Origin of the sequence: Massilia consociata, assembly GCF_042432755.1 — a bacterium.
GTDB classification, from domain to species: Bacteria; Pseudomonadota; Gammaproteobacteria; order Burkholderiales; family Burkholderiaceae_D; genus Telluria; species Telluria consociata.
The window spans coordinates 178,040-199,484 of sequence record NZ_JBHLWP010000006.1; the positions used below are offsets into that span (position 1 = coordinate 178,040).

At 65.6% G+C, this 21,445-nt stretch carries 21 protein-coding genes; 13 read left to right on the top strand and 8 right to left on the bottom strand.

Translation table 11 applies throughout. From position 1 onward, the window contains the following. Positions 1-98 precede the first annotated feature (98 nt). Positions 99-2,507: a TonB-dependent receptor plug domain-containing protein gene (locus tag ACFFJK_RS04895; protein ID WP_379678007.1), complete on the top strand. Its 2,409-nt coding sequence runs from the start codon at positions 99-101 to the stop codon at positions 2,505-2,507. A 13-nt stretch (positions 2,508-2,520) separates the two neighbouring features. On the opposite strand, the gene ACFFJK_RS04900 is transcribed toward ACFFJK_RS04895, so the two are convergent. Next, positions 2,521-2,910 carry an SMI1/KNR4 family protein gene (locus tag ACFFJK_RS04900; RefSeq protein WP_379678008.1) on the bottom strand — a complete coding sequence of 130 codons (390 nt, stop codon included), beginning with the start codon at positions 2,908-2,910 and terminating at the stop codon, positions 2,521-2,523. Positions 2,911-2,934: 24 nt separating this feature from the next. Continuing rightward, positions 2,935-3,834 (bottom strand): LysR family transcriptional regulator, encoded by a 900-nt coding sequence (locus ACFFJK_RS04905; protein WP_379678009.1) that lies wholly within the window; start codon positions 3,832-3,834, stop codon positions 2,935-2,937. 108 nt (positions 3,835-3,942) lie between these two features. Between ACFFJK_RS04905 and ACFFJK_RS04910 the strand changes: the two genes are divergently transcribed. Continuing rightward, a complete protein-coding gene (locus ACFFJK_RS04910) occupies positions 3,943-4,377 on the top strand; it encodes a tellurite resistance TerB family protein (RefSeq protein ID WP_379678010.1) in 435 nt (144 codons plus the stop codon). A 56-nt stretch (positions 4,378-4,433) separates the two neighbouring features. Beyond that, complete coding sequence (locus ACFFJK_RS04915; RefSeq protein WP_379678011.1) at positions 4,434-5,420, top strand: TerC family protein; 987 nt, start codon at positions 4,434-4,436, stop codon at positions 5,418-5,420. Between the two features lie 20 nt (positions 5,421-5,440). On the opposite strand, the gene ACFFJK_RS04920 is transcribed toward ACFFJK_RS04915, so the two are convergent. Beyond that, positions 5,441-6,817: a hypothetical protein gene (locus ACFFJK_RS04920; RefSeq protein ID WP_379678012.1), complete on the bottom strand. Its 1,377-nt coding sequence runs from the start codon at positions 6,815-6,817 to the stop codon at positions 5,441-5,443. Between the two features lie 230 nt (positions 6,818-7,047). On the opposite strand from ACFFJK_RS04920, the gene ACFFJK_RS04925 reads away from it, so the two are divergent. The 4 genes from ACFFJK_RS04925 (at position 7,048) to yacG (ending at position 9,615) form a co-directional block, all read left to right on the top strand. Next, positions 7,048-7,920, top strand: a complete 873-nt coding sequence (locus tag ACFFJK_RS04925) for a prepilin peptidase (protein WP_379678013.1) — start codon at positions 7,048-7,050, stop codon at positions 7,918-7,920. 8 nt (positions 7,921-7,928) lie between these two features. After that, positions 7,929-8,552, top strand: coding sequence for a dephospho-CoA kinase (gene coaE / locus ACFFJK_RS04930; RefSeq protein WP_379678014.1), 624 nt, complete (start codon positions 7,929-7,931; stop codon positions 8,550-8,552). Between the two features lie 87 nt (positions 8,553-8,639). Then, the gene (gene zapD / locus ACFFJK_RS04935; RefSeq protein ID WP_379678015.1) at positions 8,640-9,395 is read left to right on the top strand and encodes a cell division protein ZapD; all 756 of its coding nucleotides are present in this window, start codon (positions 8,640-8,642) and stop codon (positions 9,393-9,395) included. 34 nt (positions 9,396-9,429) lie between these two features. Next, positions 9,430-9,615: a DNA gyrase inhibitor YacG gene (yacG, locus tag ACFFJK_RS04940; RefSeq protein WP_379678016.1), complete on the top strand. Its 186-nt coding sequence runs from the start codon at positions 9,430-9,432 to the stop codon at positions 9,613-9,615. A 116-nt stretch (positions 9,616-9,731) separates the two neighbouring features. Here the strand turns inward: yacG and ACFFJK_RS04945 are convergent, their stop codons facing one another. The 3 genes from ACFFJK_RS04945 to argJ are packed head-to-tail and all read right to left on the bottom strand — an operon-like array spanning position 9,732 to position 12,292. After that, entirely contained in the window at positions 9,732-10,154 is a 423-nt protein-coding gene (locus tag ACFFJK_RS04945; RefSeq protein ID WP_379678017.1) for an NUDIX domain-containing protein, read from the bottom strand. Beyond that, a complete protein-coding gene (locus ACFFJK_RS04950) occupies positions 10,144-11,037 on the bottom strand; it encodes an ATP-binding protein (protein WP_379678019.1) in 894 nt (297 codons plus the stop codon). The genes ACFFJK_RS04945 and ACFFJK_RS04950 overlap by 11 nt, the downstream gene beginning before the upstream one ends. A 16-nt stretch (positions 11,038-11,053) precedes the next feature. Next, entirely contained in the window at positions 11,054-12,292 is a 1,239-nt protein-coding gene (gene argJ / locus ACFFJK_RS04955) for a bifunctional glutamate N-acetyltransferase/amino-acid acetyltransferase ArgJ (RefSeq protein WP_379678020.1), read from the bottom strand. A 344-nt stretch (positions 12,293-12,636) separates the two neighbouring features. Here argJ and ACFFJK_RS04960 point away from each other — a divergent pair, with 344 nt between their 5' ends. After that, complete coding sequence (locus ACFFJK_RS04960; RefSeq protein ID WP_379678021.1) at positions 12,637-13,371, top strand: transglycosylase SLT domain-containing protein; 735 nt, start codon at positions 12,637-12,639, stop codon at positions 13,369-13,371. 27 nt (positions 13,372-13,398) lie between these two features. Beyond that, positions 13,399-14,424, top strand: a complete 1,026-nt coding sequence (locus tag ACFFJK_RS04965) for a peptidoglycan recognition protein family protein (protein ID WP_379678023.1) — start codon at positions 13,399-13,401, stop codon at positions 14,422-14,424. 59 nt (positions 14,425-14,483) lie between these two features. On the opposite strand, the gene ACFFJK_RS04970 is transcribed toward ACFFJK_RS04965, so the two are convergent. Next, on the bottom strand, positions 14,484-14,969 hold the full coding sequence (locus tag ACFFJK_RS04970; protein WP_379678025.1) for an Lrp/AsnC ligand binding domain-containing protein: 486 nt from the start codon (positions 14,967-14,969) through the stop codon (positions 14,484-14,486). 108 nt (positions 14,970-15,077) lie between these two features. On the opposite strand from ACFFJK_RS04970, the gene ACFFJK_RS04975 reads away from it, so the two are divergent. Both ACFFJK_RS04975 and alr read left to right on the top strand, forming a co-directional pair. After that, on the top strand, positions 15,078-16,367 hold the full coding sequence (locus ACFFJK_RS04975) for a D-amino acid dehydrogenase (RefSeq protein ID WP_379678027.1): 1,290 nt from the start codon (positions 15,078-15,080) through the stop codon (positions 16,365-16,367). 6 nt (positions 16,368-16,373) lie between these two features. Then, positions 16,374-17,477 (top strand): alanine racemase, encoded by a 1,104-nt coding sequence (alr, locus tag ACFFJK_RS04980; protein ID WP_379678028.1) that lies wholly within the window; start codon positions 16,374-16,376, stop codon positions 17,475-17,477. A gap of 198 nt (positions 17,478-17,675) precedes the next feature. On the opposite strand, the gene secA is transcribed toward alr, so the two are convergent. Then, complete coding sequence (gene secA / locus ACFFJK_RS04985; RefSeq protein WP_379678029.1) at positions 17,676-20,459, bottom strand: preprotein translocase subunit SecA; 2,784 nt, start codon at positions 20,457-20,459, stop codon at positions 17,676-17,678. Between secA and ACFFJK_RS04990 the strand changes: the two genes are divergently transcribed. Then, positions 20,458-20,637 carry a hypothetical protein gene (locus ACFFJK_RS04990; RefSeq protein WP_379678030.1) on the top strand — a complete coding sequence of 60 codons (180 nt, stop codon included), beginning with the start codon at positions 20,458-20,460 and terminating at the stop codon, positions 20,635-20,637. The genes secA and ACFFJK_RS04990 overlap by 2 nt on opposite strands. A gap of 110 nt (positions 20,638-20,747) precedes the next feature. Next, entirely contained in the window at positions 20,748-21,212 is a 465-nt protein-coding gene (locus tag ACFFJK_RS04995) for a DciA family protein (RefSeq protein WP_379678031.1), read from the top strand. The last annotated feature ends 233 nt before the right edge of the window (positions 21,213-21,445 follow it).

Below are 21,445 nucleotides of genomic sequence, written 5' to 3' on the forward strand. Positions count from 1 at the left end.
CATAAGCATAGTGCGAACAAATATTGGCGCTCTCCCATTGCTGTTTGTTAAGGTGCCCACCCTTGCAACCTCGGGTTGCCGCATCAACGAAAGAACACATGAGCTTCAAACACACCACCGCCAACCCGGCGCGCGCCGTGCTGGCGCTGAGCCTGGTCGGCTCGCTGGGCCTGCCCGCCTACGCCCAGCAGGCGCCAGCCGCAACGGCAGCCGACGCTGCGGTCCAGACCGTCGTCGTCACCGGCACCTTTGCCAAGAACCGCCGCACGCTCGATACCGAATCCCCGGTCGATGTCATCAGCGGCAAGGAACTGCAGGCTTCCGGCTCGACCGAGCTGGCGACCGTGCTCGGGCGCCTGGTCCCGTCGGTCAACTTCCCGCGCCCGTCCGGCGCCGACGCCAGCGACGCGGTGCGTCCGGCGCAGCTGCGCGGCCTGTCGCCCGACCAGGTCCTGGTGCTGGTCAACGGCAAGCGCCGCCACACCTCGGCCGTCATCAACGTCAACGGCACGCTCGGCCGCGGCTCGGCGCCGGTCGACCTGAACGCGATTCCCATGACCGCGATCGACCGCATCGAGGTGCTGCGCGACGGCGCCGCCGCCCAGTACGGCTCGGACGCCATCGCCGGCGTGATCAACATCATCCTGAAGCGGGGCGCCGATGGCGGCGAGCTCGAAGCGGGCTTCGGCCAGTACGACGCCGGCGACGGCGAACAGGCCAGCCTGAAGGGCTCGGCCGGCTTTGCGCTGGGCGAGCGCGGCTGGGTGCGCGTGGCGGCCGAAGTGGCCGACCGCAACCCGACCAACCGCGCCGGCGCCGACCTGCGCAACCCGCGCGAGCCGCGCTACGGCCAGGTCAACCAGCGCCTCGGCGACCCGGCCAGCAAGCCGCGCACCGTGTTCGTCAACAGCCAGTATGCGCTGACCGACAGCATCGACTGGTATGCCTTCGCCAACTACGGCGAGCGCGACACCTCGGCCGCCGCCACCTGGCGCACCGCCTACACCAGCACCAGCCCGACCGCCCCGCTGCGTTCGACCATCTTCCCGGAAGGCTTCCTGCCGATGCAGAACAGTACCTCGCTTGACCAGTCGCTGGTGACCGGCCTGCGCGGCGAAGCGGCCGGCTGGCGCTGGGATGCGAGCGTGAACCACGGCCGCAACACCTTCCGCCTCGAGCTCGACAACACCGTCAACCAGAGCCTGGGCGCAACCAGCCCGACGCACTTCTATGCCGGCAAGCTGACCAGCACCCAGACCCTTGGCAACCTGGACGTGGCGCGCGAGTTCCCCGTGGCCGGGCTGGCCGGCCCGCTGACCGTGGCCGCGGGCCTGGAAGCGCGCCGCGAAAGCTATGCGATCGGCGCCGGCGAGGAAGCCTCGTACATCGGCACCGGCTCGCAGGGCTTCAGCGGCTTCCGTCCTGCCGACGCCGGCAAGCGCAGCCGCCACAACGAATCGGTGTACCTGAACCTGGAAGCGGAAGTGACGGACAAGCTGTCGGGCGGCGTGGCCCTGCGCCACGAGCGCTACAGCGACTTCGGCAGCACGACCTCGGCCAAGGGTTCGGCGCGCTATGCGTTCAACGACCAGGTGGCGATCCGCGGCACCGCGTCGTCGGGCTTCCGCGCGCCGTCGCTGGCCCAGCAGCACTACACGATCACGACCACCAACTTCATGCTGATCAATGGCCAGAACACGGCCGTGGAAACCGGCACCTTCGCCGTCGACAGCCCGGCCGCGCTGGCGCTGGGCGCCCAGCCGCTCAAGGCGGAAAAAGCGCGCAACCTGAGCCTTGGCCTGCAGTGGCAGCCAAGCCGCAACCTGAGCAGCTCGCTCGACCTGTACCAGATCGAGATCGACGACCGCATCCTGTTCTCGGGTAACCTGAACCTGGCGAACACGGGCCTGCGCAACGACCTGGCGGCGCAGGGCGTGTACGTGGGTGCGGCGCGCTACTTCACCAACTCGCTCGACACCCGCACCCGTGGGCTGGACTGGGTGAGCACCTACCGCCTGAACCTGAACCAGGGCGAGCGCCTCGACCTGACGCTGGCCTATAACCGCAACAAGACCGACGTGCTGCGCGTGTCGCCGAACCCGGAGCTCCTGGGCCGGAACAAGCTGGTGCTGCTGGACCGCCAGACCATCCAGCGCGCCACCGTCGGCGCACCGGAGGACAAGCTGAACCTGTCGGCCGACTACACCGCCGGCAAGTGGAACGCGCGCGCCGGCCTCACCCGCTACGGCAGCTTCACGGTGCCGCAGAACGACCCGGCCATGGACCAGGTCTACGATCCGCAGTGGGTGCTCGACCTGTCGGGCAGCGTGCGCCTGTCGACGCAATGGAAACTCAGCGCGGGCATCGATAACGCGACCAACCGCGTGCCGGCCCAGATCACCTCGCTGGGCAACCTCAACAACAACGGCATCAACCGCTACAGCGGCTATGCGCCGAACGGCTACAACGGCCGCTACTTCTACGCGAAGGCGGCGTACAGCTGGTAAGCGACAGCCGGGTTCACCCCCGCGGACCGAACAAGTCCGCGGGGGCGTCCTCCAGCGTGCGCGTCTCGTGGCGCCACACCTGCGGCGCGGGGGCGAAAGCGTCGCCCTCGCGGCGCAGCACCAGGTAGTCCCCCTCCCCGTTTTCCGCGATGGCCACGACGTCCGCCGGAAAACCGCCCCACTCACGGCAGCACTGCGTTTCGGTGACGATGTCGTTGCAGGATCGCGCCAGGCGCTTCCTGTCGGACGCGTCCCTGATCGGAAACAGCGTCCACTCCTCGTCGTCGGTGTCGATGCTGCCGCCATTGTTCGCCATCATGGCGGCGCGGTAGGCGGCGGGCAGCCTTGCCCCGAGCGCGCTTTCTGCTTCGCACACATAGCGTTCGTCCACATTGAATCCCATGCCTTGGACCTTTCCTGCTTCTTTTCAAGCTGTGCGGCCGAACACCTGCCCGGCCTTTTCCAGGATGCGGCGCACCGCCGGATGGTGCTCGCGCCGCTCCACCGACACCGCGTAGAACTGCTCGACGATCGAATCGATCATGCCCACGGCTTCCAGTTCGTTCTCCGCCCCGACGATCTCGCTGAGCACCGTCGGCACCACCATGAAGCCGGTGCCGGCGCGCGCGAAGGATTTTAACAGTGCCCCGTCGTCGAATTCGCCGACCACGATCGGCCGCAGGCCATGGGTCTCGAACCAGCTGCCCAGCTGGCTGTGGATGGCGGCATCCTGTCCCGGCAGCAGGAAGGGCGCACCCTTCAGGCGCTGGGGAAACTCGCCCGGCCAGGCGCGGCACAGGTCCGGGTGGCCGAGCACCGTCAGGGTGCTCGATCCGAGCAGGTGGGTATAGCCGCGGATCGTGCCGCCGGTCGGCAGGCCCTGGTCGGAAATCACGAGGTCGAGCTTGTGCGCCGTGAGGTCGACCATGAGGTCCTCGAAGCGGCCCTCGCGGCAGATCAGGCGCATCGCCAGGCCGGCTTCGCGCGCCGGCTGCAGCAGGCGGAAGGCCATGGTCTTGGCGATCATGTCGCAGATGCCGACCCGCAGCGTTTCCTCCTCGGTGAAGCCGCCCCGGCGCACCGCCTGTTCCAGCTCGTTGCCGAGGTCGAAGATTTGCTCGGCATAGCGTAGCACGGTCTTGCCGGCCTCGGTCAGCTCCAGCACCCTGCCCTTTTTCTTGAACAGTTCCTCGCCCAGCTGGTCCTCGAGCACCTGCAGTTGCATGCTGATGGCCTGCGCGCTCACATGCAGGTGCTCGGCCGCGCGCGCCACGGTGCCATGGGTCGCGACCGCATGGAAGTAATGAAGATGCTTGTAGTTGATCACGGCTGAAAGAAACCTCAACAAAAACTTACGCTTTACTAAAGATTAATCGATTTTACTTTAGATTGGCACGCCCCTATAGTGACTGCACATCATTTTATGGAGGTAGTCATGCAAGTCTATGCAGTCAACAGTCCCGAAGCCGTCAGCCGGATGCTCGCCCTGACCATGATCGTGGACGGCCACATCAGCCCGCTCGAGGTGCGCACCATGCACGCCGCGACCTTCCTGGAGCCGCTGGCGGTTGACGACGAGACCTTCGACCGGACCTTGCGCCAGTTGTGCGAAGACCTGTTGGGCGCAGCCAACCGCCACGCCGGCATGGTCGAACTCGATCCGGTCCAGATCGACGCGCTGCTGCGCGACATCACCGACCCGCTGCTGCAGATCTGCCTGTGGAAGACCATGGTCGATATCGTCCATGCGGACGGCCACCTCGATGGACGCGAGACCACGCTGGTGCGCCGCGCGGCCAAAGCCTGGTTCGGCCAGGATGCCTCGGCCGCGACGGTGCCAGCTGCGTCGCCGGTCGCGGCGCTCGCCTGAAGCCTGAACGATCACCGATAACCCGTCAACGTAAAACGACATAAGCGAGGACAATCATGGACATGCTGCACACCCTCTGGCTGGGCACACCGGCCTGGAGCTGGATCATCTTCCTGACGGTCGTCGTGGTCCTGCTGGTTTTCGACCTCGGCGTGCTGAACAAGAAAGACCACGTCATCGGGGTCAAGGAAAGCCTCAAGCTGTCGGCACTGTACCTGACGGCAGGCCTGCTGTTCGGCCTGTGGGTGTGGCACGAGTTCGGCGGCGAAAAGGGCATGCACTTCTACACCGGCTTCCTGATCGAGAAGAGCCTGTCGCTGGACAACATCTTCGTGATCTCGCTGATCTTCGCCACCCTGGCGATCCCGCCGCTCTACCAGCACCGGGTGCTGTTCTGGGGCATCCTCGGCGTCATCATCACGCGCGGCATCATGATCGGGGCCGGCACTGCGCTGGTGGAAAGTTATTACTGGACGCTGTACCTGTTCGGCGCCTTCCTGGTGATCACCGGCATCAAGATGTTCTTCGTGGATACCAGCAGCGACGACATCCGCGAGAGCAAGATCCTGGCATGGCTGAAGCGCCACCTGCGCATTACCCCGGTCCTGCACGGTAATGCCTTCCTGGTGCGCCAGCCCGATCCGGCCCAGCCCGGCAAGACCCTGCTGTTCGCCACGCCGCTGTTCCTGGCGCTGTGCATGGTCGAGCTGACCGACGTGGTGTTCGCAGTGGACAGCGTGCCGGCGATCTTTGCGATCACCAGCGATCCGTTCATCGTCTACACGTCGAACATCTTCGCGGTGCTGGGCCTGCGTGCGCTGTACTTCGCCCTGGCCGCGATGGTCGAGCGCTTCCATTACCTGAAGTACTCGCTGGCCGCGGTGCTGGTCTTCATCGGTTCGAAGATCTTCCTCGGCGACTTCGTGTTCGGCGGCAAGGTGCCGGCAGCGCTGTCGCTGGCCGTGACCGGTGGCCTGATCCTGTCGGGCGTGCTGTACTCGCTGTGGAAGACCCGCAACGATCCACCCGTGGCGGCAAGCTGACACACAGGCAGGCGGCGCGGCTAGCGCAGCGCCGCCTGCAGCTGCCGCGCCATCCTCCCCATCAGGGCCCGCCACAAATAGCCCCCCATCGCCAGCGGCCGGTGCCGGTCGGCGCCGCGCCGGCTCATCCGCTGCGGCAGGAAGAAGCGCCCGAAGCTCGACAGGCCGCTGCGCCGCATGGTCCAGAAGCACCCTCCCGCGTACACCGTATCGAAGCCGTCCTCGGCGCGCAGCAGCTGCAGCGCGGTGCCGGAAAACATGGCGATGTGGGCAGCGCAGTTCGTCCCCTCCGTGCGCGGCTTCAGGTGAAAGCCCCGTCGGTACGACAGCTCCACGGTCTGGCGCAGGTCGGGCAGGTGCAGCAGCAAGGGACGGAGCGCGCCGACCGCCTCGAGCAGCCAGGGCAGCACGTGCATACCGCTCGCTACCCGCTCCTGGTACCTGGAAAACGCCGCCTTCAGTTCGCCCAGCGAGGCCGGCGGCGGCCGCGGCAAGGGCGGTGGCCGGTTGCGCCAGCACCTGGCCCAGTGCCCGACCGCCCCCTCGTGCAGCGCCGCCAGCGTGCCGGGCGTATCGCGCTGCAGGTCGATGCGCGCGCCGGGCGGCAGGAAGCGGATCAGCCCGCGCACGCCTTCCAGCCGCGGCAGCTCCAGCAGCTCCGCCGGCATGAGCCTGCCGCCATTGAGCCACACGTTGTCGGCCCGTGCGAAGCGCGCGAACGAGGCGATGGGCACCACCAGCTTGGGCCGAAAGCGCTCGGCCTGCACGGCGATCCGCCCGACCGCGGCCTGCGCCGCCGCTTCACGCTCGGCGAACCCGTCGGGATTGCCGCACCAGCCCATGCTGCCGAAGCCAGTGAGCAGCAGGTCGATGCGCGGCGCAAGCTGTGCAATACGCGGGGCGGCGGCCTGGCAGGCTGCCATCGTGGGCAGTGCCCGGTCGCCCAGGTTCAGGATGTTGCGGCCGCCGCAGCCGATCAGGCAGAAGGAATCGCCGTCGCCGTTGGCGAACGCGGTCAGGCGCAGGTCGCCGGCCAGCCCGACCGTCACGCCCTCCGGGCACTCCGCCATCGGCAACCGGTGGCGGCGCAGTTCATTGCTGATGCGCATATCGCGCCCGGGCCGATAGAGGAAGGTGGCGATGCCGCGAAACTCGGACCGGAAACGTCGCAGGAAAGGCAGCGAAAACCGGTCCGGCTGGGCGCGAGAGCACCAGATGTAGACCGGCACGCTCGCCCCATTGAGCTCTGCCATCAGGGCCGCGCTGCTGGTGGAGCCGTCCACCAGGCTCCACGCATCGCCAAGCACGCTGCCTTCGAGCCAGGGGTCTGCGACCAGCAGCGCGCCGTCGGTGCGCACGATGAAGCAGGCATGGTTCAGGAAAGTGAAAGTTGACATGCGGGTTGCGCTTGGCATTGCGGGCATCCGGACTTGTCCAAAAGTCCAGCGTAGCCGCGCGCCGGGGTAGGCACATGATCCGCCACAATCGGGCGCCAATGGCGTCGCATGGGCGCACAAGGATGCGGTCCGGTGCGAAGGCTTCGCCAAATCACAGGGAAACCTCTACAATAGATTGATGTAAAGAATCTTTTTCGCTGCATTCCCGCTCATTCACGGATCGTCTCGCCATGCCTTTGGAATCCTTCCTGTCCGCCCCGCCGGCGACCTTGTCCGCCACGCTCGTGGCCGCCCTGTTCGGGCTGCTCATCGGCAGTTTCCTGAACGTGGTGATCCACCGGATCCCGAAGATGATGCAGCGCGAATCCGATAACTACGTCGCGCAGGAAAGCGGCAAGGAGCTGCCGCATACCGACCGCTACAACCTGATGGTGCCGCGCTCGGCCTGCCCCTGCTGCGGCCACCAGATCACGGCGCTTGAGAACATTCCCGTCGTCAGCTGGCTGGCCCTGCGCGGCAAGTGCCGCAATTGCAAGGCCCCGATCTCGCCGCGCTATCCGGCCGTCGAGCTGCTCACCGGCACCCTGTCCGGCGTGCTGGTCTGGACCTTCGGCAGCGGCATGGCGGGCCTGGCGACGCTTCTGTTCCTGTACCTGCTGGTCGCGATGACCTTCATCGACTTCGACACCCAGCTGCTGCCGGACGACCTCACCTATCCGCTGCTGTGGGCCGGCCTGCTGGTCAACCTGAACGGCAGCTTCGTGCCCTTGCAGGACGCGGTCATCGGCGCGGCGGCCGGCTACCTGGTGCTGTGGGCCGTGTATTGGCTGTTCAAGCTGGTCACCGGCAAGGAAGGCATGGGCTACGGCGACTTCAAGCTGCTCGCCGCGCTGGGTGCCTGGCTCGGCTGGCAGATGCTGCCGACCATCATCCTGCTGTCCTCGGTGGTCGGCGCGATCGTCGGCATCAGCCTGATCGTGTTCGCCAAGCGCGGCCGCGACAAGCCGATTCCCTTCGGTCCCTACCTGGCGGCGGCCGGCCTGATCGCCCTGCTCTACGGCAGCCGCCTCAGCGAAGGCCTGCAGGCCGTGGTGGCCGGCTGAGGCTGACGATGGCGCCACAGCACAAGCTCGCATTTTCCGTCGGCCTCACCGGCGGCATCGGTTCCGGCAAGACGACCGTGGCCGACATGTTCGCCGCCCTGGGCGCCTCGGTCATCGACACCGACCAGATCGCCCATGCGCTCACGGCCCCGCACGGCGCCGCCATGCCGGCATTGCTCGCCGAGTTCGGCGACGACTTCGCCACCCCTGACGGGGCGCTGGATCGTGGAAAAATGCGTGCGCTGGTGTTCTCCGACGCGACCGCCCGGGCGCGCCTGGAGGCCATCCTGCACCCGCGCATCCGCGACGCCACCGCTGCGGCCGCAAGCATCGCCACCGGCGACTACGTGATCTTCGCCGTTCCCCTCCTGATCGAATCGGGCACCTGGCGCGAGCGCGTCACCCGCGTGCTGGCGATCGACTGCCCGGAAGAAGTGCAGGTGGCGCGCGTCATGGCGCGCAACGGGCTGAGCGAAGCCCAGGTGCGCGCCATCATGGCCGCCCAGGTATCACGCACGCAGCGGCTGGCGGCCGCCGACGACGTCATCCTGAACGACGATGGGCTGGACGCGCTGCGCCCGCAAGTCGAGCAATTGCATGCGAAATATTTATCGCAGAGCAAAGGAATGTAACAAAGCCAATGCAGGGTTTGTAATTTTGCGCAGCATGGTTCAGAATCACGGGGTTGCTCGCCAGCCTACATTCAGAGGAATGTCATTTTGATCGTCTACGAATATCCTTTCAACGAGCGGATTCGCACGTTGTTGCGGCTGGAAGACCTGTACGAGAAGTTCAAGTTTTTTGTGCAACAAGAGCACCCGATGCAGCACCACGTGGCGCTTGCCACGATTTTCGACATGCTGGAAGTGGCCGGCCGCGCCGACCTGAAGTCCGACCTGCTGCAGGAACTCGAACGCCAGAAGCAAAGCCTGCTGTCCTACCGCAGCAATCCCAATGTCGCCACCGAGATGCTCGATGCCGTGCTGTCCGAGCTCGACAGCGTGAGCGGCGCCCTGGTCGCGGCGCAGGGCAAGACCGGCCAGAACGTGCGCGACAACGAATGGCTGATGAGCATCCGCGGCCGCACCATCATCCCGGGCGGCGCCTGCGAATTCGATTTGCCCTCATACTATGCCTGGCAGAAGCGCCCGGCCGAACAGCGCCATGCCGACATCATGGCCTGGTTCGCCCCGCTGGCGCCGCTGTTCGAGGCCCTGGCCCTGGTGCTGCGCCTGCTGCGCGACTCCGGCGGCCCGGTCAAGATGATCGCGGTCGGCGGCAGCTACCAGCAGATGTTGCAAGGGAAGGTGTACCAGATGCTGCGCCTGTCGCTCGACGAGTCGCTGGGCGCGATTCCCGAGATCTCGGCCAACAAGTACATGCTGTGGGTGCGCTTCACCAGCCACGACGGCGACTGCAAGCCGAAGGCGCTGGAGACGGACGTGCCGTTCGACCTGACCCTGTGTAATTTCTGATTGTTTGATTGTTTGATTGTAGATTGATAGACCGATGACAGTAGTTGCATGCCCGACCTGCGGCAAGAAGGTCGAATGGACCCCGGCGAACAAGTACCGCCCGTTCTGCTCCGAGCGTTGCAAGCAGATCGACCTGGGCGCCTGGGCCGAGGAAAAATACACGATCCCTGGCGCGACCCCGAACGAGGCGCAGGACGATCCGCTGTCCGACGAAAAATAAGCCTGCACGCGTAGCAGCCTGGCGGCGAAGCCGCCCACCCTACGAACAGCGATAGCCGTAGGGTGGGCAGGTTTCCTGCCCACGCGTTCAACCAGCCGGTGAATAGCCCGTAAGACTCAAGCGAAACGCACCCGGTCCAGCCACTCCAGCAAGGGAATCGTGGCCGGCAGCAGCGGGCTCACGCTATAGCCGCCCTGCCACGCAAAGGCCTGCCCTTCCAGGCTTTGCGGCTCGCCGCGCCACGCGCGGCAAATGTAGAAGTACAGGCGCACGTGCGCATGCTCGTACACGTGCTCGACGCAGCACCACGGCTCGCCGCTGAGCACCTCGACGCCCAGTTCCTCGACGAACTCGCGCTGCAGCGCGTGGAAGATGTCTTCGCCCGGCTCCACTTTCCCGCCGGGGAATTCCCAGTAGCCCGCGTACGGCTTGCCATCCGGGCGCTGGCCCAGCAGCACGTCGCCGTTTGGGCGCATCAGGATGCCGACCGCGACGTCGACCGGTTTCGCCAGGGGTGTGTTCAGTGCGTCATCGGTCATGCGTTTCACTCTCAGGCAGCCTGCCGGCATAGTCCTTCGCAAATTGCCACGCCACCCGGCCCGAGCGCGAGCCGCGCTGCAGGGCCCATTGCAGGGCTTGCGGCCGCGCCGCCTCGATCTGCTGCGGCGTGCAGCCGAAGCCGGCCAGCCAGTGGGCGACGATGCCGAGGTAGTCGTCCTGCCGGAACGGGTAGAACGACAGCCACAGGCCGAAACGCTCCGACAGCGAGATCTTCTCTTCGACCGTCTCGCCCGGATGCAGGTCGCCATCCTCGCCGTGCCGGTAGCCGGCGTTATCCGACATCTTTTCCGGCATCAGGTGGCGCCGGTTCGAGGTCGCGTAGATCAGCACATTGTCCGACTGGGCCGAGATGCTGCCGTCCAGCGCCACCTTGAGCGCCTTGTATCCCGCCTCGCCCTCCTCGAACGACAGGTCGTCGCAGAAGATCACGAAGCGCTCCGGGCGGCCGGCCACCAGGTCGACGATGTCCGGCAGGTCGGCCAGGTCGGCCTTGTCCACCTCGATCAGGCGCAGCCCCCGGTCGGCGAAGCCGTTCAGGCAGGCCTTGATGAGGGACGACTTGCCGGTGCCGCGCGCGCCGGTCAGCAGCACGTTGTTGGCCGGCCTGCGCGCCACGAACTGGCGCGTGTTCTGCTCGATCTGGCGCTTCTGCGCATCGACGTGATGCAGGTCTTCCAGGCGGATGGTCGACGCATGCAGCACCGGCGCCAGGTATTTGCCCCCGCCATTGACGCGCTTGCGCCAGCGGAAGGCGAAGCTGCGCTTCCAGTCCGGTTCGCGCGGCACCGCCGGCGGCAGCACCGCCTCGACCCGCGCCAGCAGGGCTTCGGCGCGGTGCAGGAACTGTTCCAGTGGGGTCATGTAGTGAACCCGTGGATCAGGAACGGTAATCCGCGTTGATCGAGACGTAGTCGTGCGACAGGTCGCAGGTCCAGACGGTGGCGGTGGCGTCGCCACGTCCGAGCGTCACGCGGGTGGTGATCTCGGCCTGCTTCATCACGCGCTGGCCGTCCTCTTCCTTGTAGTCCGGGTTGCGTCCCCCGCTCTTGGCCACCCACACATCGTCCAGGTAGAGGTCGAGCTTGGCGGTGTCGAGGTCGTCCACGCCGGCATAGCCGATGGCGGCCAGGATGCGGCCCAGGTTCGGGTCCGACGCGAAGAACGCGGTCTTGACCAGCGGCGAGTGGGCGATCGAATAGGCGATCTTGCGGCATTCCTCGACGTCGCGGCCGCCCTCCACGGTGATGGTCATGAACTTGGTCGCGCCTTCGCCATCGCGGATGATCTGCTGCGCCAGGTTGCGCGAGATGTCGGTGACAGCGGCCTTCAGCGCTTCATACTCGAAGCCGCTGGCGGTATCGACGTGCAGGCTGCCGGCGCCGGTGGCCACGATGATGAAGGAATCGTTGGTCGAGGTGTCGCCGTCGATCGTGATGCTGTTGAACGAGTGGTCGGCGGCGTGCTTGACGAGTTCGTCGAGCACCGGCTGCGCGACCCGGGCGTCGATGGCGAGATAGCCCAGCATGGTCGCCATGTTCGGCTTGATCATGCCGGCGCCCTTGCTGATGCCGGTCATGGTGACTGTATGGCCGCCGATGGTCACCGTACGCGATGCCGCCTTCGGCTGGGTGTCGGTGGTCATGATCGCCTCGGCGGCGTTGAACCAGTTGTCCGCCTTCAGGTTCGACACGGCGGCCGGCAGGCCGGCAATGATTCTATCGATCGGCAGCTGTTCGAGGATCACGCCGGTGGAAAACGGCAGCACCTGCTGCGCGTCCAGGCCGAGCAGCTTCGCCACTTCCGCGCAGGTGGCCTGCGCATTGGCCAGCCCCTGCTCGCCGGTGGCGGCATTGGCATTGCCCGTGTTGACCACCAGCGCGCGGATCGGCTTGCCGCCGCCCTTCACGGCTTCCAGGTTGGCCTTGCTCACCTGGACCGGCGCGGCGCAGAAACGGTTCTTGGTGAACACGCCGGCCACGGTCGCGCCCTCGGCCAGCCTCATCACCAGGAGGTCCTTGCGGTTGGGCTTCTTGATACCGGCTTCGGCGAAGCCGATTTCAATGCCGTTGACGGGTTTCAGGTCGGCTGCGACTGGCAGGGGGGAATTGACGGCCATGGCGATCTCGTAGTGGAAAGATGATGAATCCGACATTGTAACGCCAGCGGCGGCCGGGGCGAGCAAGCCAGCAACGTGCCGCCGCCCTCGGCGTTTTCATGCAGGCCGCATGAAGCGATAACCCCTGCTTAGACCTCGTTAATTTGCGCTTATATACCGACTTTCAGTCCCGCCTTGCGCACGATTCATATTTCGCAAAATATTGTTTTAAATCAAACCTTTACGTTTTGCTCAGCCGGAGTGTGCATATACTCATCAGGCCCGGAACGACTTGTTGTTTTACCGCGCCGGAGCCCCCTTCCTGGCGTGCTGCCAGGAGATTTTTCTAATAACTGGAGACAACAATGACATTCACCGCAAAGGCGCGCCTGCTCGTTGCGCTCGGCCTGGGCCTGGCCGGACTGGCATCGGCGCCGCTGGCATTCGCCGACGGCACGCCCACCGAACTGACCGTATCGGCCAAGCAGTACAAGCAGTATTTCAGGGAAGCGTCGAAGGAGTTCGACGTGCCGGTCGAACTGCTGCAGTCGATCGCCTACGCCGAAACCCGCTGGCACCCACACGTCCCCAAGGGCAAGGGCAAGAAGAACGGCGAGCCCGAAGTCGAGGTGGAATCGCACCACGGCCAGCCGATCAGCTACGGCATCATGGGCCTGCGCAACGACGGCCACTTCGGCCAGTCGCTGGTCCAGGGCGCCGCCCTCATCCGCGTGACGCCGGAACAGGCCGCATCGGACACGCGCACCAACATTCGCGCCGCCGCCGCCCTGCTGGCGCACTATGGCGCGCGCAAGAACAAGGCCTTTCCCCTCGAGGACTGGGAAAGCGCGGTGGCGCGCTACAGCGGCATCCCGCAGCCCGAGATCGCCCAGATCTACACCTACGAGGTCCTGACCGCGATCCGCCAGGGCCGCCGCAGCAACATGTTCGAGATCGACCAGAAGCACGTCGAGATGGAAAAGGTCTACGGCAAGGACAAGCTGCGCAAGCTGTCCGCGCGCCGCATCATGATCGAAACCGGCACGCCCGATCCGAAGATCTCGGCGCCGGATTTCGTCGACACCCCGAATAAAAAATAACAAGCACAACATACGGAGACAGCACGCATGAAGACCTTATCCAAAGGCAGCCTGGCCAAACTATTCGCAGGCCTGTGCCTTGCCGCATCGGTCCAGCCGGCGCTCGCCTCGGCCGACTACCCGCCGGCCATCTGGAACCCGGCCGCCAGCTGCAACTACTCGAGCCGCAGCGCAGCGGTCACCCACGTGACCGTGCACACCACCCAGGGCTCGTACGCGGGTTCGATCTCGTGGTTCCAGAACTGCAGCGCCGGCGTCAGCGCGCACTACGTGATCCGCTCCTCGGACGGCCAGGTGACCCAGATGGTGCGCGAGGCCGACAAGGCCTGGCACGTCGGGAACTCGAACGGCTACACCGTCGGCATCGAGCACGAAGGCTATGTCAACAATCCCTCGGCCTGGTACACCACCGCCATGTACAACGCGTCGGCGGCGCTCACGCGCGACATCCTCGCCTCGCGCGGCCTGGCGCAGAAGGTGTACAACGGCAGCAGCGGCTGGAACGCGGTGCCGGCCGACTCGCTGTACAACGTCAAGGGCCACGTCAACTACGCCAACCAGAGCCACACCGACCCGGGTTCGGGCTGGGACTGGCCGCGCTACAAGACCCTGGTCGCCGGCGGCACCAGCGGCGGTGGCGGCACCGGCACCACATTGAGCTGGCCGCTGGTCCAGTACGGGAACAAGGGCGAGCGCGTGCGCACCATCCAGTACCTGCTGCAGCAGTGGGGTTACTCGCTGACCGTGAACGCCAGTTTCGACACCGCCACCCAGAACGCGGTGAAGAACTTCCAGTCCTCGCACGGCCTGGGAGCGGACGGCATCGTCGGCAACGCCACCTGGCCGGCGCTGACCATCCTCACCCAGCAGGGCGATTCGGGCGCCAAGGTGCGCGCGGTGCAGAGCCAGCTCAACGAGAGCGGCGCAGGCATCAGCGTGGACGGCGTGTTCGGCCCGGCCACGGCCACCGCCGTGCGCAACTTCCAGACCTCGAAGGGCCTGAGCGCCGACGGCATCGTCGGCGACAATACCTGGAACAAGATGGCCTGGTAAGCGCGCCGCCCCGGCCGCATCATCGGCCGCAGGTCCGCGCGGGCCTGCGGCTTTTCTTCCTAGCGCGGGATCGACAGCGCCAGCGTTTCCTTCAGCTCTTCCATCACCACGTAGCTCTTCGACTGCCCGGCGTCGGCCACGTGCAGGATCTCGCCCAGCAGGCGCCGGTATTCCGACATCTCGGGGATGCGGGCCTTGATCAGGTAGTCGAAGTCCCCAGATACGAGGTGACATTCCATTACCTCGGGAATCCCCAGCATCGCGCGGCGGAAGCGGTCGAAGGCCTTTTCGGATTTCTGGTGCAGCGTGATCTCGACGAACACCAGGATCTGCAGGCCCATCGCCTGGGGATTCACCCGTGCGTGGTAGCCGGTGATCACGCCGTCGCGCTCCATCCGCCTGACCCGCTCGATGCAGGGCGTGAGCGACAGCCCGACCTGCTCGGCCAGGTCCTTCATCACGATCCGCGCATCGGCCTGCAGGATGGACAGGATGTGCAGATCGATCTTGTCGAGCACACGGTGGGAATTCTTTTGGACGCGCATGATTTTTCACTGAAAACCTGTGTAATAACAGGAACCATTATTCCACTGCCGCAGGTAATATGGCAATCTTTCCTAAACCTCGAAATTTTTCAGGATCTTCACACTAATATGCGAGTTCTCGTACTGGGCAGCGGCGTGGTCGGCGTCACCACCGCATACTATCTGGCCAAGGCCGGCCACGACGTCACCGTCATCGATCGTCAACCCGGCCCTGCCCTGGAGACGAGTTTCGCCAACGCCGGCCAGATCTCGCCGGGCTATGCCTCGCCGTGGGCGGCGCCGGGCATCCCGCTGAAGGCCGCGAAATGGCTGTTCCAGAAGCACGCGCCGCTGGCGATCCGTCCGGACGGCTCGCTGTTCCAGCTTGCCTGGATGTGGCAGATGTACCGCAACTGCACCGCGGACCGCTACGCCGTCAACAAGGAGCGCATGGTGCGCCTGGCCGAGTACAGCCGCGATTGCATCCGCGAGCTGCGCGCGGAAACCGGCATCGAATACGAAGGCCGCACCCTGGGCACCATCCAGCTGTTCCGAACCCAGCAGCAGCTGGAAAGCGCCGGCAAGGACATCGAAGTACTCAAGGAAGCCGGCGTCGAATACGAGCTGCTGCGCGGCCGCGAGCTGGGCAAGGCCGAGCCGGCACTGGGCAGCCACGGCACCCTGGTCGGCGGCCTGCGCCTGCCGAACGACGAAACCGGCGACTGCCAGCTGTTCACCACCCGCCTGACCGTCATGGCGCGCGACCTGGGCGTGCGCTTCGTGTTCGACTCCGACATCCGTGAACTGCTCACCACCGGCGACCAGATCGCCGGCGTGCGCACCGACAAGGAAGTGTTGACGGCCGACCGCTACGTGCTGGCGCTGGGCAGCTATTCGCGCCTGCTGCTCAAGAACCACTTCACGCTGCCGGTCTACCCGCTCAAGGGCTACTCGATCACCGTCCCGATCACGGATGCCAGCCGCGCGCCCGTGTCGACCATCCTCGACGAGACCTACAAGATCGCAGTCACCCGCTTCGAAGACCGCATCCGCGTGGGCGGCATGGCCGAGATCGCGGGCTACAGCAAGGCCCCCAACCCGGCGCGCCGCGAGACGCTGGAGATGGTCGTCAACGACCTGTTCCCGGGCGCCGGCGACACCAGCCAGGCATCGTTCTGGACCGGCCTGCGCCCAATGACGCCGGACAGCACCCCGGTGGTCGGCCCGACCCCGCTGCGCAACCTGTTCGTCAACACCGGCCACGGCACCCTGGGCTGGACCATGGCCTGCGGCTCGGCCGCCGTGATCGCCGACCTGGTGAGCGGCAAGCAGCCGGCCATCCGCGCCGACGACCTCGCGGTGTTCCGCTACGCCGGCGTTCCGGCGCACGGCGCTTCGCCGGAACTGGTCAAGGCGTAACGCTCCATGGTGGAATCGGTAGAAGCGCCCCGCGCCGGGGCGGTGCTGACGGTCGACCTGGGCGCGGTCCGGGCCAATTACCGGCAGCTCGCGAACATGACCAGGGGGGCCTGCGCGGCCGTCATGAAAGCCGACGCCTACGGGATCGGCATGGAACAGGTGGCGCCGGCGCTGGCCCTGGAGGGCTGCAAGGTGTTCTTCACAGCGCACCTCGAGGAAGGCATCCGCCTGCGCCAACTGGTGCCGGAACACTGCGCAATCTACGTGCTGCACGGCCCGCCGCCGGGCACGGCGAAGGAATGCTTCCAGTACGACCTGACGCCGGTGCTGAACGATCCGGGCCAGCTGCACGAATGGCGCACCGTGGCGCACAAGCTCGGCCGCGAGCTGCCGGCCGCGATCCAGCTCGACACCGGCATGTCGCGCATGGGCATCGCCAGCACCGACCTGGCGGCACTCAGCAGGACCAGCGACTGGCTGCAGGGCCTGCGCCCCACCCTCGTGATGAGCCACCTGGCCTGCGCGGACGAGCCGGGCCACCCGATGAACGATGCGCAGCGCCGCCGTTTCGACACCCTGCGCGAAGTGCTGCCCGGCGTGCCGGCCAGCCTGGCCAATTCCTCGGGCGTGTTCCTGGGGCCCGACTACCACTACGACCTGCTGCGCCCGGGCGCGGCGCTGTACGGCATCAACCCGCAGCCGGGCATGCCCAATCCGCTGCGCCAGGCGGTGTCGCTGCGCGCGCGCGTGGTGCAGGTGCGCAGCGTGTGCGAGGGCGACGTGGTCGGCTATGGCGCGCATCACGTCTGCGCGGGCGAACGGCGCATCGCGACCGTGGCCGTCGGCTATGCCGATGGCTGGCTGCGTTCGCTGTCGGGGCGCGGTTTCGCGTTCGTGGACGGCATCAAGGTGCCGATCGTGGGACGGGTGTCGATGGACAGCATGGGACTGGACGTGACAGGCATCCCTGCCGAACGGATCGTTCCTGGCGCCGAGGTCGAACTGATGGGGGCGCACCAGACGGTGGACGAGGTGGCCAGTGCCGCGGGGACGATCGGGTACGAGGTGCTGACGCGCCTGGGTAGCCGCTTCCATCGGCGTTATCTGTAGGCACACAACATTGGGTTCCCGCCTGCGCGGGAACGACGGTTTCGAGTTCGGCGACAGGGTTCGGACAGACGACGAGGCACCCGAGTCGATCAATGTGGTCCCGGCGCGGGCCGGGGCCCGATTCCGTATCGCGGTGCGAACATGAAAAAACGGCCGGACATCCAGTCCGGCCGTTTTCCGTTTACCTCTACGCAGCGATCACGCCAGCTTGCCGTGGCACTGCTTGAACTTCTTCCCGCTGCCGCACGGGCACGGGTCGTTGCGGCCGACCTTCATGCCCAGGTAGGAGTTGTGGTCCTCGGCCGCCACCGGGGCCGAATCCGCGCGCACCGGGTTCGGGTTGAGCAGTTCTTCCGGCGCAGCCGACGGGTTGAAGTCGGCGTGCTGGAAGTTGATGTTCTCCAGGTGTGCCGCCTGCGCCGCCATGGCCGCTTCCGCCGCCTCGACTTCCTCGCGGGTCTGGATGCGGACCGTCATCACGGTGCGCACCACTTCGTTCTTGATCCGGTCCAGCATGTCGCTGAACAGTTCGAAGGCTTCGCGCTTGTACTCCTGCTTCGGGTTCTTCTGCGCATAGCCGCGCAGGTGGATGCCCTGGCGCAGGTGGTCCAGCGCCGCGAGGTGCTCGCGCCAGTGGGTGTCCACGCTCTGCAGCATGACGTTGCGCTCGAAGCCTCCGAAGGATTCGCGGCCCACCACCGCCACCTTGGCGTTGTACGACTCTTCGGCCGCCTTCAGCACGGCTTCGAGGATGTCGTCGTCGTTCAGGTTCGGATCGTCCTGCAGCATCTGCTGCAGCGGCACGTTCAGGCTCCACTCGGTCGCCAGCGTGTCTTCCAGGGCCTTGATGTCCCACTGCTCTTCCACCGATTCGGCCGGCACGAAGGTGCGCACCAGGTCGGTGAACACGCCTGCGCGCAGCGAAGCGATGGTTTCGCCCATGTCGGTCGACTCGAGCAGTTCGTTACGCTGGGTGTAGATCACCTTGCGCTGGTCGTTGGCGACGTCGTCGTATTCCAGCAGTTGCTTACGGATGTCGAAGTTGCGGGCCTCGACCTTGCGCTGGGCGGTTTCGATCGAACGGGTCACGATGCCCGCCTCGATCGGCTCGCCTTCCGGCATCTTCAGGCGGTCCATGATCGCGCGCACGCGGTCGCCGGCGAAGATGCGCAGCAGCGGATCGTCCAGGCACAGGTAGAAGCGCGAGGAACCCGGGTCGCCCTGGCGGCCCGAACGGCCGCGCAGCTGGTTGTCGACCCGGCGCGACTCGTGGCGCTCGGTACCGATGATGTGCAGGCCGCCCACGCTCACCACGTGGTCGTGCAGCGACTGCCATTCGTCGCGCAGCTGCTTGGCCTGCGCCGCCTTGTCGGCATCCGACAGCGCGGGATTGGCTTCGATGAGCTGGATCTGCTTCTCGACGTTGCCGCCCAGGACGATGTCGGTACCGCGGCCGGCCATGTTGGTGGCGATGGTGATCATCTTCGGGCGGCCCGCCTGGGCGATGATTTCCGCCTCGCGTGCGTGCTGCTTCGCGTTGAGCACGTTGTGCGCCAGATTGGCCTTGTTCAGGATGCCGGACAGCAGTTCCGAGTTCTCGATCGAGGTGGTACCGACCAGCACCGGCTGGCCGCGCTCGTAGCAGTCGCGGATGTCGCTTACCATCGCGTTGTACTTTTCCTCGGCCGACTTGTACACCTGGTCCTGGCGGTCCTTGCGCTGCGACGGACGGTTCGGCGGGACGACCACGGTTTCCAGGCCGTAGATTTCCTGGAATTCGTAGGCTTCGGTGTCGGCCGTACCGGTCATGCCGGCCAGCTTGGCGTACATGCGGAAGTAGTTCTGGAAGGTGATCGAGGCCAGGGTCTGGTTCTCGTTCTGGATACGCACGCCTTCCTTGGCTTCGACGGCCTGGTGCAGGCCGTCCGACCAGCGGCGGCCCGTCATCAGGCGGCCGGTGAATTCGTCGACGATCACCACTTCGCCGTTCTGCACCACGTAGTGCTGGTCCTTGTGGTACAGCACGTGGGCGCGCAGCGCCGCGTACAGGTGGTGGATCAGGGTGATGTTGGCCGCGTCGTACAGCGAGGCGCCTTCCGGCAGCAGGCCCATCTTGGTCAGGATGGCTTCGGCCTTCTCGTGGCCGGCCTCGGTCAGCAGCACGGTGTGCGCTTTTTCGTCCTTGGTGTAGTCGCCCGGGACTTCGATCTTGCCCTTGCCGTCCGGGGTCTCTTCGCCGATCTGCTGGGTCAGCTGCGGCGGGACTTCGTTCAGGCGGTGGTACAGGTCGGTGTGGTTCTCGGCCTGGCCGGAAATGATCAGCGGGGTACGCGCTTCGTCGATCAGGATCGAGTCGACTTCGTCGACCACGGCGAAGTTCAGCGTGCGCTGCACGCGCTCGCGCGCGTCGTACACCATGTTGTCGCGCAGGTAGTCGAAGCCGAACTCGTTGTTGGTGCCGTAGGTGATGTCGGAGGCGTAGGCTTTCTGCTTGCTGTCGTGGTCGAGCTGCGACAGGTTCACGCCGGTGCTCAAGCCGAGCCAGCCGTACAGGCGGCCCATCGACTCGGCGTCGCGCTGCGCCAGGTAGTCGTTGACGGTAATGACGTGGACGCCCTTGCCGGCCAGGGCGTTCAGGTAGACCGGCAGGGTTGCCATCAGGGTCTTGCCCTCGCCGGTGCCCATTTCAGCGATCTTGCCCTGATGCAGGACCATGCCGCCGATCAGCTGGACGTCGAAGTGGCGCATCTTCATGACGCGCTTGGCCGCTTCACGGCAGACGGCAAAGGCTTCCGGCAGGATGTCGTCGAGCGTCTGGCCACCCGCGAGGCGCTCCTTGAACTCGGGCGTCTTGGCCTGGAGTTCGGCGTCGGACAGCTTTTCCATCTGCGGCTCGAGCGCGTTGATCTGACGCACGGTCTTTTGGTATTGCTTGAGCAGACGCTGGTTACGGCTGCCGAAAATCTGGGTCAGGAATGACATGCTTAATTTCTACAAAAAATACGCCGCAAAAAGAGCCTGGGGAGGTCGTCAATACGACCCGCCGGAGACCGCCTATGGCAAAAAGCTACTAATTTTATCATGCGATCCGGCCATACTTGGGGATGTTGGGCTGGATAACAAGACTCTTGAGCAGCAGAATGTTATCAAATTGCACTGAGACCCACGCTGCGCACGCGACAGGATGCGTTTCCATGCACCCCGCATCCTTCCGAGCTGTGGTATGTTGTGGCATCGCGCTTTACCTCCCACGATTTCCTTATTCTCCCAGTGCACATCTACGGTACCAAGAACCGGCAGACATCGATTGTCGCGACCGATTTCCTGCGCAAGAACGACCGCATGGCCAGCCTGCTGCCCGCGGCGATGCGCATGGCGCGCCTGCAATCGGACTGTGCCGCCATCCTGCCGGTCATGGCCGGCAACACCGACGTGATCTCGTTCCAGGATGGGGCGCTGGTGCTGGCTGTGCCGAGTTCGGCCGTGGCTGCGCGCATGAAACAGATGCTGCCCAAGCTGCAGGCCTCGCTCGTCCAGCGCGGCTGGCAGGTGGAATCGATCCGCCTGAAGGTGCAGGTGGCGCGGGCCATGCCCGAGAAGCCGGAACCGCGCATCCTGGAACTGCCGCCGACGGCGGTGCAGGCGTTCGAGGAACTGGCGGAGTCGTTACCGGAGACGAACCAGAACAAGGACCTGGTGGCGGCGCTGAAGCGGCTGGCGGCGAAGAGGAAGTAGTGTCCCCTTTGCTGACCAAGAGCAATGGGAGGACGCCCTAACAAAACCTCCATGGCTGCGTTGCACCGCATCGCCGTACAGGCGTACTGTCTTCGCTGCTGCGCCTTGCCCTGAAAGTTTTGTTAGACGTTCTAAAGGACGAGCTACGGATCCGCTATGAACTTGGGTTCCCGCCTCCGCGGGAACGACGTGCCAAGGGCAGTGGTCGTTAGTTAAAGTCTCGGCTAATTCAC

Excerpts from the sequence above, each read along its gene's own strand:
- ACFFJK_RS04990 (WP_379678030.1), top strand. The coding sequence starts at position 20,458 with ATGCTTAATTTCTACAAAAAATACGCCGCAAAAAGAGCCTGGGGAGGT.
- ACFFJK_RS04970 (WP_379678025.1), bottom strand. The coding sequence starts at position 14,969 with ATGCGCGTCCAAAAGAATTCCCACCGTGTGCTCGACAAGATCGATCTG.
- ACFFJK_RS04925 (WP_379678013.1), top strand. The coding sequence starts at position 7,048 with ATGCCTTTGGAATCCTTCCTGTCCGCCCCGCCGGCGACCTTGTCCGCC.
- ACFFJK_RS04965 (WP_379678023.1), top strand. The coding sequence starts at position 13,399 with ATGAAGACCTTATCCAAAGGCAGCCTGGCCAAACTATTCGCAGGCCTG.
- ACFFJK_RS04960 (WP_379678021.1), top strand. The coding sequence starts at position 12,637 with ATGACATTCACCGCAAAGGCGCGCCTGCTCGTTGCGCTCGGCCTGGGC.
- ACFFJK_RS04910 (WP_379678010.1), top strand. The coding sequence starts at position 3,943 with ATGCAAGTCTATGCAGTCAACAGTCCCGAAGCCGTCAGCCGGATGCTC.
- ACFFJK_RS04895 (WP_379678007.1), top strand. The coding sequence starts at position 99 with ATGAGCTTCAAACACACCACCGCCAACCCGGCGCGCGCCGTGCTGGCG.
- ACFFJK_RS04915 (WP_379678011.1), top strand. The coding sequence starts at position 4,434 with ATGGACATGCTGCACACCCTCTGGCTGGGCACACCGGCCTGGAGCTGG.
- ACFFJK_RS04920 (WP_379678012.1), bottom strand. The coding sequence starts at position 6,817 with ATGTCAACTTTCACTTTCCTGAACCATGCCTGCTTCATCGTGCGCACC.
- ACFFJK_RS04950 (WP_379678019.1), bottom strand. The coding sequence starts at position 11,037 with ATGACCCCACTGGAACAGTTCCTGCACCGCGCCGAAGCCCTGCTGGCG.
- argJ (WP_379678020.1), bottom strand. The coding sequence starts at position 12,292 with ATGGCCGTCAATTCCCCCCTGCCAGTCGCAGCCGACCTGAAACCCGTC.
- ACFFJK_RS04900 (WP_379678008.1), bottom strand. The coding sequence starts at position 2,910 with ATGGGATTCAATGTGGACGAACGCTATGTGTGCGAAGCAGAAAGCGCG.
- secA (WP_379678029.1), bottom strand. The coding sequence starts at position 20,459 with ATGTCATTCCTGACCCAGATTTTCGGCAGCCGTAACCAGCGTCTGCTC.
- alr (WP_379678028.1), top strand. The coding sequence starts at position 16,374 with ATGGTGGAATCGGTAGAAGCGCCCCGCGCCGGGGCGGTGCTGACGGTC.
- yacG (WP_379678016.1), top strand. The coding sequence starts at position 9,430 with ATGACAGTAGTTGCATGCCCGACCTGCGGCAAGAAGGTCGAATGGACC.
- ACFFJK_RS04975 (WP_379678027.1), top strand. The coding sequence starts at position 15,078 with ATGCGAGTTCTCGTACTGGGCAGCGGCGTGGTCGGCGTCACCACCGCA.
- ACFFJK_RS04945 (WP_379678017.1), bottom strand. The coding sequence starts at position 10,154 with ATGACCGATGACGCACTGAACACACCCCTGGCGAAACCGGTCGACGTC.
- coaE (WP_379678014.1), top strand. The coding sequence starts at position 7,929 with ATGGCGCCACAGCACAAGCTCGCATTTTCCGTCGGCCTCACCGGCGGC.